This window comes from Telluria sp. ZB2R32 (genome assembly GCF_059685715.1).
On sequence record NZ_JCASIG010000006.1, the window covers coordinates 182,257 to 196,759 of the forward strand.

At 67.5% G+C, this 14,503-nt stretch carries 11 protein-coding genes; 5 read left to right on the plus strand and 6 right to left on the minus strand.

Annotated features, from left to right (window positions below):
- Nucleotide 1: 1 nt before the first annotated feature.
- Nucleotides 2-919 (minus strand): dihydrodipicolinate synthase family protein, encoded by a 918-nt coding sequence (locus tag AC56LG_RS18420; protein ID WP_497167511.1) that lies wholly within the window; start codon nucleotides 917-919, stop codon nucleotides 2-4.
- A gap of 260 nt (nucleotides 920-1,179) precedes the next feature.
- Between AC56LG_RS18420 and AC56LG_RS18425 the strand changes: the two genes are divergently transcribed.
- From AC56LG_RS18425 to AC56LG_RS18445, 5 genes are all read left to right on the plus strand, one after another.
- The gene (locus AC56LG_RS18425) at nucleotides 1,180-2,727 is read left to right on the plus strand and encodes a UxaA family hydrolase (RefSeq protein ID WP_497167512.1); all 1,548 of its coding nucleotides are present in this window, start codon (nucleotides 1,180-1,182) and stop codon (nucleotides 2,725-2,727) included.
- 57 nt (nucleotides 2,728-2,784) lie between these two features.
- Nucleotides 2,785-3,807, plus strand: coding sequence for a Bug family tripartite tricarboxylate transporter substrate binding protein (locus AC56LG_RS18430; protein WP_497167513.1), 1,023 nt, complete (start codon nucleotides 2,785-2,787; stop codon nucleotides 3,805-3,807).
- Nucleotides 3,808-3,856: 49 nt separating this feature from the next.
- Complete coding sequence (locus tag AC56LG_RS18435) at nucleotides 3,857-4,753, plus strand: LysR substrate-binding domain-containing protein (protein ID WP_497167514.1); 897 nt, start codon at nucleotides 3,857-3,859, stop codon at nucleotides 4,751-4,753.
- A gap of 61 nt (nucleotides 4,754-4,814) precedes the next feature.
- Nucleotides 4,815-5,786: a cation diffusion facilitator family transporter gene (locus tag AC56LG_RS18440; RefSeq protein ID WP_497167515.1), complete on the plus strand. Its 972-nt coding sequence runs from the start codon at nucleotides 4,815-4,817 to the stop codon at nucleotides 5,784-5,786.
- 32 nt (nucleotides 5,787-5,818) lie between these two features.
- Nucleotides 5,819-6,790 (plus strand): NAD(P)/FAD-dependent oxidoreductase, encoded by a 972-nt coding sequence (locus AC56LG_RS18445; RefSeq protein WP_497167516.1) that lies wholly within the window; start codon nucleotides 5,819-5,821, stop codon nucleotides 6,788-6,790.
- A gap of 9 nt (nucleotides 6,791-6,799) precedes the next feature.
- Here AC56LG_RS18445 and AC56LG_RS18450 read toward each other — a convergent pair whose 3' ends face one another.
- The 5 genes from AC56LG_RS18450 to AC56LG_RS18470 all read right to left on the minus strand — a co-directional run bounded on the left by AC56LG_RS18450 (nucleotide 6,800) and on the right by AC56LG_RS18470 (nucleotide 14,498).
- Nucleotides 6,800-9,595, minus strand: coding sequence for a bifunctional diguanylate cyclase/phosphodiesterase (locus AC56LG_RS18450; RefSeq protein WP_497167517.1), 2,796 nt, complete (start codon nucleotides 9,593-9,595; stop codon nucleotides 6,800-6,802).
- Nucleotides 9,596-9,647: 52 nt separating this feature from the next.
- Nucleotides 9,648-10,316, minus strand: a complete 669-nt coding sequence (locus AC56LG_RS18455; protein ID WP_497167518.1) for a hypothetical protein — start codon at nucleotides 10,314-10,316, stop codon at nucleotides 9,648-9,650.
- The gene (locus tag AC56LG_RS18460) at nucleotides 10,313-11,242 is read right to left on the minus strand and encodes an MlaD family protein (RefSeq protein WP_497167519.1); all 930 of its coding nucleotides are present in this window, start codon (nucleotides 11,240-11,242) and stop codon (nucleotides 10,313-10,315) included. Before AC56LG_RS18460 ends, AC56LG_RS18455 begins: the two co-directional genes overlap by 4 nt.
- A 10-nt stretch (nucleotides 11,243-11,252) precedes the next feature.
- Nucleotides 11,253-12,059 (minus strand): MlaE family ABC transporter permease, encoded by an 807-nt coding sequence (locus AC56LG_RS18465; protein WP_497167520.1) that lies wholly within the window; start codon nucleotides 12,057-12,059, stop codon nucleotides 11,253-11,255.
- Between the two features lie 192 nt (nucleotides 12,060-12,251).
- A complete protein-coding gene (locus AC56LG_RS18470) occupies nucleotides 12,252-14,498 on the minus strand; it encodes a RelA/SpoT family protein (protein ID WP_497167521.1) in 2,247 nt (748 codons plus the stop codon).
- Between the last annotated feature and the right edge of the window lie 5 nt (nucleotides 14,499-14,503).

Here is a 14,503-nt window from a genome sequence, read left to right on the forward strand (position 1 = left end):
GTCAGAGTCCGGCCATCGCGAAGTCGAGCGCTCCCAACGCCGCCAGCAGCTCGTGGCGCTGATGGGCGTCGAGTTTCACCAGCGGCGGGCGCACCGCGGCGTAGCCGGCATCGTCGGCCCAGTGGGCGACGGCGCTCTTGAGCGCCGGGATCATCGGAAAGCACGCAAAGACCGCGCGCACCGCGTCCAGCGCTTTTTGCTGCGCGTCCGCATCGGCTTCCTGCCAGCTCTGGAACAGGCGCACGATGGCGCCCGGATTGACGTTGCCGGTGGCGGTAATGCAGCCGGCGCCACCGGCGCGCAGGGTCGCCAGCAGGAAGTTTTCGCTGCCGGCAAAGACGTTGAAGCTGCGCGGCCCGAAGCGTTCGATCATGCCGCGCGTGTTCTCCCAATCGCCCGAACTGTCCTTGATGCCGGCGATCGTTTCCGGGTAGGCGGTCAGCAGGCGCTCGATCAGGCCGTACCCGATCGGCACGTTCGACACCTGCGGGATGTGATACAGGTAAATGCGCAGGCGCGCGTCGCCCACGCGCTGGATGACTTCGCTGTAGCTGGCGAACAGGCCATCCTCGGAAACGCCCTTGTAATAGAACGGCGGCAGCATCAGCACCCCGCCGGCGCCATGCGCGAGCGCGGCGCGCGTCAGGTCGACCGTATCGGTCAAGGCGCAGCAGCCGGTGCCCGGCATCATGCGCTCGCCCGGGATGCCGCCGGCGGCCAGCGCCTCGAGCAGCGCGATCTTTTCGCCCGTCGACAGCGAATTGGCTTCCGAATTGGTGCCGAAGACCGCCAGGCCCAGGCCCTGCCCGAGCAGCCAGCGGCAATGGCGCACCATGCGCGCGGGGTCGGGCGACAGGTCCGCCGCGAAAGGGGTGATCACGGGCGCGAAGACGCCGCGCAGGCCGGTAGAAGTGTTCATCGTAGCTCCGTTTTGGTATAGCCCATACAGGCCCACTGCGGGCGCGGGCCGGCTGGAACATTATCGATTTATTATTTCCACCGAAAAACAGGGTGCTGGCGTCTTCACACCATAATAATTTTTTGTTCTCTGGCTGGCGGACAGGCGCCAGACCCAAAAATAATTTGCGATTGAAGATGGAAAAAGAAGATTGTTTTCATCTTTCGATAATGAAAAGATGGAGCCTCGTTATCGTTTCAACTTCAACCACAGAGCGCTCCATGATTGCCACCAGCGAAAAGCAGATCACAGGCCCCATCATCCGCCTGCACCCAGCCGATAACGTCGTCGTCGCCCGCGTCAACGTCGGGATCGGCACCGCGGTGCCGTCCGAAGGGTTCGTGTCGCGCAGCCAGGTGCCGGCCGGGCACAAGATTGCCGCCCGCGACCTCGCCGCCGGCGAGCCCATCCTCAAGTACAACGTCTGCATCGGCTTCGCCGCGACCGACATCCCCGCCGGCACCTACGTCCATTCCCACAACACCGAATTCCGCGAATTCGACCGCGACTATGCGCACGCCCAGCATTACGCGCCGGTCCCGCTGCTGCCGCCCGAACAGCAGGCCACCTTCGACGGCATCGTGCGCAGCAATGGCCAGGTCGGCACGCGCAACTACATCGGCATCCTGTCGACGGTGAATTGCTCGGCCACCGTCGTGCATCGCATCGCCGCATGGTTTACGCCCGAGCGCATGGCCGATTTCCCGCAGGTCGACGGCGTGGTCGCCCTCAGCCATGGACTCGGTTGCGGCATGGAGATGTCGGGCGAGCCGATGGACCTGCTGCGCCGCACGCTCGGCGGCTATGCCTTGCACGCCAATTTCGCCGCGGTGCTGATCGTCGGCCTTGGCTGCGAGCGCAACCAGCTGGCGCTGCTGCTGAAGGACCAGGGCCTGCAGACCAACAGCCGCCTGCATACCTTCGTCATGCAGGAAAACGGCGGCACCCGCAAGACCATCGAAGCCGGCATCGAGGCGGTGCGCGGCCTGCTGCCCGAGGCGAACCTGGTGCGGCGCCAGCCGGTATCGGCCAGCCACCTGAAGATCGGCCTGCAGTGCGGCGGCTCCGACGGCTTCTCGTCGATCACGGCCAATCCCGCACTGGGCGCGGCGGTCGACATCCTGGTGCGCCACGGCGGCACCGCCATCCTGTCGGAGACGCCCGAGATCTACGGCGTCGAACACACCCTCACCCGCCGCGCGCGCAGTCCCGAGATCGGCGCCAAGCTGGTCGAACGCATCCGCTGGTGGAAGGACGAATACTCGCCCGGACGCGACGTGCAAATCAACGGCAACGTCAGTCCCGGCAACCAGATGGGGGGACTTGCCAACATCTTCGAAAAATCGCTCGGCTCCTCGATGAAGGGCGGCACCACCGGCCTGATGGAGGTGTACCGCTATGCCGAACCGGTGACGCAACCCGGCTTCGTGTTCATGGACACGCCCGGCTTCGACCCGGTCTCGGCGACCGGCCAGATCGCCGGCGGCGCCAACCTGATCTGCTTCACCACCGGCCGCGGCTCGATGTTCGGCGCCAAGCCGACGCCGTCGATCAAGCTCGCCACCAACACGCCGATGTACGAAAAGCTGGTCGATGACATGGACATCAACTGCGGCGAAATCCTCGACGGCACCGCCACCGTCGGCCAGATGGGCCAGAAGATCTTCGAGCTGATGCTCAGGACGGCCTCCGGCAACCGCACCCGCAGCGAAGAACTGGGCCTGGGCGACCACGAATTCGTGCCCTGGAATATCGGCGTGGTCAGCTGAAGCCACACAGCATCCGGCCGCATGCCGCCCACAGAGGCGGCAGCGCCAACGCAGTACATGACGATCATACTCAAGGAGACCACCATGCTGTTCACGCTGTCAACCGCGCTGAAGCGCGCCGTCCTGCCCCTTTCCGTGATCACCGTTACAGCTGCCGCCATGGCGCTGCCGGCTCAGGCGGGCGACTATCCGGAGCGGCCGATCCGCATCGTGGTCGGCTTCGCGCCCGGCGGCGGCGCCGACATCGTCGCGCGCCAGATCGGCAACCAGTTGCAGGCGCAGATGGGACAGCCGGTGGTGGTCGAGAACAAGCCCGGCGCCACCGGCACCATCGCCGCCGCCAACGTCGCCACCTCCGGCGCCGACGGCTATTCGATGATGCTGGCCTCGCAGTCGACCATGGTGATCGCCCCGAGCATGTATCCGAAGCTCGCCTTCGACCCGATCAAGGACTTCACCCCGGTGACACAGTTGGTGTCGATGCCGCTGGTGCTGGTGGTGCACCCGTCGGTGCCGGCCAATACCGTCCAGGAACTGGTGGCGCTGGCCAGAAGCGGCAAGGTCACCACCTTCGCCTCGTCGGGCAGCGGCGGGCCGCAGCACATCGCCGGCGAACTGTTCAACCTGAAGGGCAACGTCAAGCTGACCCACGTACCCTATAAAGGCGAATCGCAGGCGCTGACCGACGTCGTCTCCGGCATGGTGCCGGTGATGTTCGCCAACCTGCCGGTGGTGGCCGGCTTCATCAAGTCGGGCAAGGTCAAGACCATCGCCATTTCCAGCCTGGCGCGCGCGCCCAGCCTGCCGAACGTGCCGACGGTGGCCGAATCGGGCTTCGCCAACTTCGAGGTGCTGACGTGGTACGGGCTGTTTGCACCGAAAAATACGCCGAAACCCGTCATCGGCCGCATCAACAACGAAATCGCCGTGGCGCTGAAGAACCCGGAACTGCGCTCGAAACTCGACCAGCAGGGCTTGACGGTGATGGGCACCAATACCGACCAGTTCTCCGCCTTCATGAAGACCGAGCTGCCGAAATGGAGCGGCATCGTGCGCACAGCGGGGATTCGTCCGGATTAGGACCATTCCACGCTATCATTCGTCCGGACATCAATAGATACCGGACGGCATGGATACACAGTACGTACAGAGTTTTGTCACCGTGGTCGAATGCGGCTCGATCGCCGAGGCGGCGCGGCGCCTGAACCTGACCGCGGCAGCCATTGCGGCGCGCGTGCGCGCGCTGGAAGAAGAGCTGGGCCAGCCGCTGGTGCAGCGCGCCGGGCGCCGCGTCAAGCCGACCCAGGCCGGGCTGAAGATCCTCGACCGCGCCCGCCACGTGCTGCGCGACGTGCGCGACCTGCGCGCCATCGCCAACGACGAAACCAGCATCGGCGAACTGCGCCTGGGCGTGTCGGCCTCGGCCCTGACCGGCTTCCTGCCGCCGGTGCTGCGCAGCTTCTACAGCAGCCATCCGAAGCTGAAGGTCTTCATCGAACCGGGCACCTCGAGCCTGCTCTACCCGCGCGTGCTCAAGGGCGAACTCGACGCCGCCATCATCGTCGAGCCCCAGTTCATCATCCCCAAGGGCCACGAGTGGCGCCAGCTGGTCGAAGAACCGCTGATCGTGCTGGTGCCGCCGCAGCTGGCATCGCGCGACCCGCTCGACCTGATCGCCAGCGAACCCTTCATCCGCTACGACCGCACCGTCTGGGGCGGGCGCCTGGCCGACCGCTACCTGCGCCAGCACAACCTGCACCCGAACGAACGGCTGGAAATCGACGGCCTCATGGCGATCGCGACCCTGGTCTCGCAGGGCCTGGGCGTCTCCCTGGTGCCGGACTGGGCGGCGGAATGGATGGACCGCCTCGGCCTGGTGCGGCTGGCCTTGCCGCAGGGCGCGCCGGTGCGCCGCATGGGGCTGTTCTCCTCGCCGTATTCGCCGCATGCGCAGCTGGTCGGGGCATTCTACGAGGAGGCGTGCCGGGTGATCGCGGCGCCGGGCAGCGCGGCGCACGCCGCCTGAGGGACACGGCCGGCGGCGATATCCATTACACTGCCGGCTAGTTTTCACTTCCTGAACGACCATGCCAGCCGCACCCACTTCCGAACACCTGCACGCCCACCTCGACGGCGACGCCAGCCATGGCCACTTCATCGAGGCGCGCAGCCAGAAGGCGCTGGCCATCGCACTGGCGCTGACGCTGCTGTTCGCCGTGATCGAAGCCGTGACCGGCGTCATGAGCAATTCGCTGGCGCTGATCTCGGACGCCGGCCACATGGTCACCGACGCCGCCGCGCTCGGCCTGGCGCTGCTGGCCCAGGTGGTCGCCAAGCGCCCGCCCTCCTCGCGCCACTCGTTCGGCTTCGTGCGCGCCGAGGCGCTGGCGGCTTTCGTGAACAGCCTGGCGATGCTGGTGCTGGTCGGCTGGATCGTCTACGAAGCCTCGCAGCGGCTGCTGCACCCGCAAGCCGTGCAAGGCGGCGTGGTGCTGGTGGTCGCCGCGATCGGCGCCTGCATCAACATCCTCGTGGCCTGGGTGCTGTCGCGCGACACCCAGAGCATCAATACCCGCGCGGCGCTGGTGAACGTGATGGGCGACCTGCTGGGGTCGGTGGCCGCGATCGCCGCCGGCGCCATCATCTATTTCACCGGCTGGGTGCGCATCGACCCGATCCTGTCGATCTTCGTTTCGCTGCTGATCCTGCGCTCGACCTGGGGCATCCTGCGCGAGTCTTCCCACTTCCTGATGGAAGCCGTGCCGCACGGGATCGATTACCTGCAGGTCGGCGCCGACCTGGCCGAAGTCGAGGGCGTGCTCTCGGTGCACGACCTGCACGTGTGGGACATGTCGCCCGGCCACCCTGCCCTGATCGGCCACCTGGAGATCCGCAGCCTGGCCGAGTGGCCGGCGGTGCTGCAGCGCGTGCGCGATATGCTGTTCGCCAGGCACGGCATCGACCACGTCACCCTGCAGCCGGAAGGCCCCGACGGCCACCCGCTCGACGCCAGCATCTGTAAGCCTGCGCTTACCCGGCCTGGGCACGCGCGCCGATAGGACACAATTGCGCCTGTCACGATAATCGGGGCATGAGCGAAATTGCCAACCCCATTACCGAACGCGTTTTCGATTGCCTGATCATCGGCGGCGGCCCCGGCGGGCTGACCGCCGCCATCTACCTGCGCCGCTTCACGCGCAACGTCGTCGTCGTCGACAAGGGCAACAGCCGCCTGTGCCTGATCCCGGTCTCGCACAACTACCCCGGCTTTCCCGAAGGCGTGCCGGGCGGCCAGCTGCTGACCAACCTGACCCACCAGCTGCGCAACTACGGCGGCGACGTGCTGCATGGCGAGATCACCGACCTGCGCCTGGAAGACGGCCACTTCGTCGGCGACTACCAGGACGACGCCGGCGTCACCCACCCGATCCGCGCCCTGACCGTGCTGCTGGCCACCGGCGTGGCCGACGCCGGCCTGCCGATCGAGAACTGGCGCGAAGCCGTCGCCAGCGGCGCGGTGCGCCTGTGCCCCGTGTGCGACGGCTTCGACGTCATGGACCGGCGCATCGCCGTCGTCACCAACGACACCAACCCGGTCGGCCACGCCCTCTTCATGCGTTCATTCAGCGAGCACGTGACGCTGTTCGACCGCAGCACCGAGCCCATGCTGAGCGAAGACGAGCGGCGCCAGATCGCCGCGGCCGGGGTGCGCTACATCGAGTCGCCGTTATTGGGCGTGACCTTGAGCCCGGACATGAAACCGGTGCTCAACACGGCCGATGGCGAGAGCCGCGAGTTCGACGTGTTCTATCCGATGCTGGGCGAATCGGCCCGCTCCGGGCTGGGGGCGAAGCTGGGCGTGGAGACTGCGGAATGCGACAAGGTCGTGGTCGACGACCACCAGCGCACCTGCGTACCGGGGCTGTATGCGATCGGCGACGTGGTGCGCGGCCTGAACCAGATCGCGGTGGCGGCCGGGCAGGCGGCGATCGCGGCGACCACGATTCACAATGCGTTGCCGTGGGCGCTCCGCAGCGTCCCGACGCGCGAAAGCGTGGCCTGAGCGCGGCGCCTAGGCCCCCTGCGCCGGCACCGGGTCGCGCAACCCATCCAGCATCCGCCCGAACTCGGCCGCCGGCAGCGGGCGGCTGAACAGGTAGCCCTGCACTTCGTCGCAGCGGCGCGTGCGCAGGAAGTCGCGCTGCGGCGCCGTTTCCACGCCTTCGGCGATGACGCGCATGCCCAGGTCGTGCGCGAGCGAGATGATCGCCCCCACCATGGCGGCGCTGCCGGCATCGGTTTCGATGTCGCGCACGAAGGTCTGGTCGACCTTGAGCACGTCCACCGGGAAGCGCTTCAGGTAAGCCAGGCTCGAATAGCCGGTGCCGAAATCGTCGATCGCAAGCTGCACGCCCATCGCCTTCAGTTCGCGCATGGTCGCGATCGCGCACTCCACCTCGTCCATCACCAGGCTTTCGGTCAGTTCGATCTCCAGGCAGGATGGCGCCAGCTGCGCCTCGGCGACGATGTCGCGGATCATGCCGGCCAGGCCGGTTTCGCGGAACTGCAGCGACGACAGGTTGACCGCCACCCGCAAAGGTCCGTGGCCGGCGCGCTGCCAGGCCGCTGCCTGCAGGCAGGCAGTGCGCAGCACCCAGGCGCCGATCGGCACGATCAGCCCGGTGTCCTCGGCCAGCGAGATGAAGCGGTCGGGGCGCACCATGCCCAGCTCCGGATGGCGCCAGCGGATCAGCGCCTCCATGCCGACTACCGCGCCGGTCTCGAGCGCGACCTGCGGCTGGTAGTGCAGCTCGAATTGCGCACCGTCGAGCGCCCCGCGCAGCGCGTCGGCCAGCGCCAGGCGTTCGCGCACGTGCTCGTTCATGCCCGGCAGGTAGGAGCGCACGGTGTTGCGGCCCGCTTCCTTGGCCCGGTACATCGCGATTTCGGCGTTGCGCACCAGGGCTTCGGCGTCCTGGCCGTCGGACGGAAAGGCGGCGATGCCGGCGCTGCAGGTCAGGTGCAGGCGCTGGCCCTCGTCCTCGAAGGCGAGGCTGAGCGCGTGCAGGACGTCGTTGACGGTGGCCAGCGCCTGGTCGTCGTCGTTGCGGTCGACCAGCAACAGCACGAACTCGTCGCCGCCGGTGCGGGCGACCGTGTCCGCGGGCCGCACCGCCGCCGCGATGCGCGCCGCGGCCTGGCACAGCAGGCGGTCGCCGACCGGATGGCCGAGACTGTCGTTGACGTACTTGAAGTGGTCGAGGTCGAGCGCCACCACCCAGGCCGCACCGCCGCGCGAACCGGCGAATACCATGGCGCGCTCGATGCGGTCGGTCAGCAGCAGGCGGTTGGGCAGGCCGGTCAGGGTATCGTAGCGCGCCCGGTGGCCGAGCTCCTCCTCGTAGCGCTTGGCGGTCGTCACGTCGTATTCGGTGATCACGAAGTGTTCGGTGCTGCCGTCGGCGCCGTGCACCGGTGCCACGTACACCTCGGCGAACAGTTCGCTGCCGTCCTTGCGCACCAGGCGCAGCATCGCATGCCCTTCGCGCTGCGCGCGCATCGTATTGAGCAGTTCATGCACGGCGGCCTGTTCGGGCAGGCCGACGACGAAGTCCTCCAGCGCCCGTCCGGCCAGCTCGTGGGCGGCGTAGCCGCGCATACGCTCGAAGGCCGGGTTGACGTACTCGATCGGATAGCCGGGGCGCCTGGCGTCGACCAGGATGACGGCATTGGCACTGGCCTCGATCGCCCGGAAATACAGGCGCATCGCCTCCGAGGCATGCTTCAGGTCGGCGGTACGCACGTCGACCAGCCGCTCGACCTGGCGCCGGCGCGTGACGCTGGCGTTGACGTAGCCGGTCAGCGCCAGCGTGAACATCAGGCCCAGCAGCAGCAGCGCGCTCGAGCCGACGTGCACCGCGGCTGTCTCGGCCGCATACGCGCGCACCTCCCAGGTCTGGCCGTACACATCGAAGCTGCGCACCCGCCCGAGCACGTGGGCGCCCACCAGCTTGCCCCACCAGTCCGGCTCGTCGGGTCCGGCATCGCCGTAACGCGCCACTTCCAGCATCGTGCTGCTGCCGTCGGCCCGGCTGGAGAGCCGCACTTCGACGCCGCGATGCTGCAGCAAGGTGCCGCGGCGCAGGTTTTCAGTGACCAGCTTGCCAACGTCGATCACCACTTCGGTCACGCCGGCGGCGCCGCCCGGCCCGGCCCCGCCGCTGCCCGGCGCGAGCGGCATGGCGATCACCAGGCCATGGGCGCCGCGCGGCTCGATCAGCCGGATCACGCCACTTGCCGTCGGCCGGCCGCGCGCCATGGTCCGGTCGAGCAGCGCGCGGTGCGGCGCGAACGACCAGATATCGTAGCCATGCGCCACATGGTCGGCCGGGATCGGTTCGATCATCGCCAGCGGCAGGTACAGCGGGCGTTCGCCCGCGGGCACGAATCCCTGGCCGCGGCGTTCGCGAATGACGAAGCCGGGCCACTCGGCGGCGCGCCGCGCTTCGTAGCGGGCGCGCTCGGCGCCGGGAACGAAATGGTAGACCGCCAACGCCTGGATGTAGGAATGGGTCTTGATCAGCGGCGCGGTGAACTTGGCAAACTGCACTTCGCTCACCCCGCCGGTTGCGTCCAGCAGGAAATTGGTCGCGCGCATGGATTCAGCCGCGTTTTCGAAACTGAGCGCAAGCGCCGCGGCGCGTGCCTGCACCCGGCGGTCGACTTCGAACTCGTAGCGCGCATCCTCGGAAGCCTGCAGGATGAAAAACAGCAGCGAGCTGACCGCCAGGCCGCACAGCAGCGTGGCAAGTGATGCAGGATGCAGGGCGCGCACCCGCTGCCCGAGTGAGGTTGGGGTGGCGGTCATGCATCCAGTCTAACAGATGCCGGGACGGCGCAAGCCGGTGCCGGCGCGCGCTTCAATCGGGGCCCGAAGCGGCGCCCGCAGCGCTACCCGAATCGGCGCCTGAAGCGAGCGCGATGCGGCGCTCGAGCTGCGCCACCGCGGCGGCGTCGCCCGCCGCGCGTGCGCGCTGCAAGGCCACGCCCAGCCACATCAGCAAGGGCCGGCGCCATCCCTGCAGCGAAGCCGTTTGCGTGGCCGCCTCGATCGTTTCAAGCCCGATCCGCCCGGCCTTGAGAGAAGCGCCGGCGGCAACCAGCCGGGCCAGCGGGTCCGCCACGCCGGCAACGGCGCCGCCGGCGACCACCGGCCGGTGCTGCTCGGGCAAGGCCGCCAGGTCGAGCCCTTGCCAGCGCCCGTCGAGGTAGGCGGCGTAGGCGCGCTGCTGCGGCGTGGCGTCGGGGGCCAACGCGACAAATCCGCGACAACCGTCGAATTCGAGGCTTGCCGACAACACCGCGCAACGCACCAGTTCGACCTGCGCCACGAGATCCGCGCGCCCGGTGCTGCTTGTCTCGCGTCGCGCGCGTGCAAATTCCGCGTTGGCGGCAGCCGTTTTCCCGCGCAGGTAATCGTCGGTGAAACCGTCGAGCGCATCTTTCGCGTCCGCTTGCCAGCTCGGGGGCGCCGGCGTGCTGGCGCAGCCGGCCAGCAGCAGCGCAATCAACAAGGTGGTCGTTTTCATGGCAGCTTGATCTCCTCGGTCTTGCCGGCGAACGGCCACTTGCGGTTGACCTGGTCGACCAGCCGATTCACCTTGCGCAGGCTGGCATCGACTTCGCCGCGCAGCGCGCCCAGGTCGTCGGTGGCCACGCGCGCATTCGCGCCGACCGCCTGCGCCTCGACCAGCACGGCGTCGACCTTTTTCAGCGTCGTGCGCGCATCCCGCAGCACGCCCTGCAGCTCGACCACCGCCGCCTGCGCATCGTCGACCACGCCCTTCTTGCCGTACAGGCGCTGATCGGTCTTCGCCAGCAGCCCGTCGAGCCGCTGCAGCGTGCCGACGAATTTTTTCGCTTCGTCGTCGCCGAGCGCGCCGCTCAGCAGGCCGTACTTGCCCGACAGGCGCCCGGTCAGGGTTTGCAGGTTTTCCAGGCTGCCGGCCACGCTCGAACCCTCGGCCGTCATGTTCTCCAGGTTGTCGAGCAGCGACTTGGCGGTGGCCACCAGGCCGGGGATCTCGGCGGTCACGTCGCCGCGCAGGATCGGGCGCACGGCGCCGGCCGGCAACGGGTCGTCGTCGAGCACGCCGGTAAACGCGCGCAGGCGCGTCTCGCCGACCACGCTGCGCTCGAGGGTGAAGACCGAGGATGCGCGCAGCCACTTGGCGTCGGATTTCGTGACGTCGACCACCACCTGCACCTTGCCGTCCTGCGCCAGTTCGACCAGGCGCACGCGCCCGATCGGGAAGCCGGCGAAGGTCATGTCCATGCCGGGAATGACGCCTTCGGAATTCTCGGTGGTCAGGATCAGCTTTTGCGTCGCCTCGAACACGCCGCGCGCGTACATCACGTACAGGACAAAGGCGACGATCAGCGCGGCGACCAGCGCCAGCAGGATCATGGCCTTGGTTTCGACATGGGCCGGCTCGTCAGGAGTGGTATCGATCATGGATAGATTCTTAAATATATTTGAGAGCGAGCGACGCGCCTTCGATCAGCAACAGCACGAACAGCAGCCGCAGCGCGCCCGGCTGCACGCTCGAACCGAGGCGGCGCGGATAGCGCTGCAGCTCGAGGATGGCGGCGGTCGGGATCACCGCCACGGCCAGGCCGAACAGCACGGTCTTGAGCACGAAGCCGATCGCGACGACCGGCTCGAACACGCGTCCGACGGTGCGCGTGTAGTCGGACACGCCCCAGGGCGACAGGCCATACACGTTCAGATAGGCCAGCAGCAGCACGATGGTCGAACTGACCATCGCCAGGCTGAGCACCGCAAAGGCATTCGCGAACAGCTGCGGCACCAGGTCCCGGCGCAGGCGGCGCAGCGCTTCGGCATTCACCTCGGCAGCCGGCAGCCCGGCGCGCGCCAGGCCCAGCGCCGAAGCATCGAAGGCCATGCTCGAACGCAGCGCGGCGAACAGCGCCGCCGACAGCGGGATCAGTTCCAGCACCAGCACCCGCACCACCATCTCCAGCGCATAGCGCGACAGGCCGTAACTCATGGCGGTGACCAGCACGATGCGGATGATGACGAGGCTGATCAGCGCCGAGAGCAGCGTGAACCAGGGCAGCACCTGCCAGGTGCTGGCGTGGATGTAGCGCGCCGTGTTCAGGCGGCTGGCGCGATTGTAGCTCGACGGCGTGAGCGCGGTGACGACGGCCACCGCACCGAGGAAGAACATGTACCACCAGCTGCGCAGGTAGCGCGCGAGGGCGAGGCCCCACAGGCTGGGGCGGGTGGCGAGGTGGAGGGTTCGGCGCATGGTTATATGATACGGTTTTAGCAAGTATGCATGAGATTACGTATCATGTTTCGCGTAGGGTGGGCACTTGTGCCCAGGCGGTACGGCGTCGGCATATCGAACCCGATGCAAAACCACGCGACGCATGCTGACCGAATGTGTCTACTCGCGCGGTTAAGCACCTGTTCAACCGCGTGGGCTCGAGAGCCCACCCTACGACCTGCGGGCCTCTTGCACGCCGCCGACTTCGGCGATCGCGCTCAAGGCCTTCTGCAATTGCGCCGTCGACCCGATCTCCGCCGTGAACACCATGCGCGCCTGCCCCTTGGTGGTCTGCGTATTCACGCCCGTGACGTTGATCTTCTCGCGCAGGAAGGCGTCCGAAATATCGCGCAGCAGGCCCTGGCGGTCGATCGCGAGGATGAAGATGTCGACCGGGTACACGGTCTCGATCACGCCGCGGCCCCACTCGGTCTGGATCACCCGTTCCGGCGCCTTGGAGCGCATCTCGGCGAAATTCTTGCACGACAGCCGGTGGATCGACACGCCCTTGCCGCGCGTGACGAAGCCGACGATCGGGTCCGGCGGCGCCGGCTTGCAGCAGCGCGCCAGCATCGTCATCAAGCCCTCGGTGCCGACCACCAGCACGCCCGATTTCGCGCCCTGCTCCACGCTCGAGGCGCGGCTCTTGTTGACCACCGCGGCGTCGTCCGGCGGCGGCGCTTCCACGGCTTCGTGCAGCGCCGCTTCCACGTGGCGCAGGCTGAACTTCTCCTTGCCCACCGCGATGAACAAATCGTCGACCTTGGCGAAGCCGAGTTTATGGGCCAGCGCTTCCAGGTTGACCGCGGTCTTGCCTTCGCGCTGCAGCGATTTTTCGACCAGGGCGCGCCCCTGCGCCAGCGTCTCGGCCAGCTCGAGCGCGTGGAACCACGCTCGAATTTTCGATCGCGTCCGGCTGCTGACCGTGTAGCCGGGGCTGAGCCAGTCGCGCGACGGGCCCTGGCTGCCGGCCGGGCCCTTGGCGGTGATGATCTCGCAGGTCTGGCCGTTGCTAAGGGGCGTATTCAGGGGCACCATCACGCTATCGATCTTGGCGCCGCGGCAGCGGTGGCCGACTTCGCTGTGCAGGTGATAAGCGAAGTCGATCGGGGTCGCGCCGACCGGCAGTTCGAGCACGCGCGCCTGCGGCGTCAGCACGAAAATGCGGTCGTCGAGCGTGGTCGCTTTCAGCTTTTCGACCCATTCCTTCTGGTCTTCCTCGGCGGCGGCGACGTCCGTGACGTCGGTCACATCGGTCTTCCAGGCCAGCAGCTGGCGCAGCCAGGCGATCTTCTCGTCGTACTTCTGGCTCTTGAAGTTGGAGCCGCCTTCTTCCTTGTAGCGCCAGTGCGCGGCCACGCCGTACTCGGCGAAGCTGTGCATTTCCTGGGTGCGCACCTGCACTTCGAGCGGGCGCCCGTCTTCGGCGGTGACGACCGTGTGCAGCGAGCGGTAGCCGTTCGGTTTCGGACGCGCGATGTAGTCGTCGAATTCGCTCGGGATCGGGGTCCAGATGTTGTGCACCAGGCTCAGGACCGTGTAGCAGGTTTTCTCGTCCTGCACGATCACGCGGAAGGCGCGCACGTCGTACAGCGACGAAAAATCGAGGTCCTTGCCGCGCATCTTGTTGTAGATGCTGTAGATGTGCTTCGGGCGTCCGCTGACCTCGGCCTTGATGCCGGCCGCGTGCAGCTCGCGTTCGAGCCGTTCGATCGAGGACGCGACGAAGCCCTCGCGCGCCATGCGCTTTTCTTCCAGCATCCTGGCGATGCGCTTGTAGGTATCGGGCTGCATGAAGCGGAAGGCCAGGTCTTCCAGCTCCCACTTCAGTTGCCAGATGCCGAGGCGGTTCGCCAGCGGCGCGTACAGGTCCATCACCTCGCGCCCATAGTCGTGGGTGAGTTCGTCGAAGCGCTTCTGCTCGGCGAACCAGCGCAGCGCCGTGATGCATGAGGCGAGGCGGATCAGGACCACGCGCATGTCGGTCGCCATCGCGAGCAGCATCTTGCGCAGCGTTTCCACCTGCGCACCGGCTTGCTGGGCCGCGTTCTTGCCGCGTCCGACCGCCTGCTGGCCGACCGTCAGGTCGCGCAGGCGGATCAGCTGCTGCACGCCGCGCACCAGGCTCGCCACCTCGGGCCCGAACAGGCGCTCGAGCGTTTCCACCAGCGGCGGCTCGACGATCACGAGTTCGAACAGCAGCCCGGCGATGCGCGTTTCGACGTCGCTGCGCAGGTAGGCCAGCGTGCCGGCCACGCCCAGCGAAAATTCGAACGCGTTCTGGCCGGACCAGCAGGCGCGTTCGCCATAGGCGGCCGAGGCATAGTCGAGCGCGTGCTGGATGCGCACGCATTCCTCGGGACTCAGGCCCGATACCAATCCTGTTGCGGCGTCGCCGAGTGCGGCGGTCGAAACCATCGACG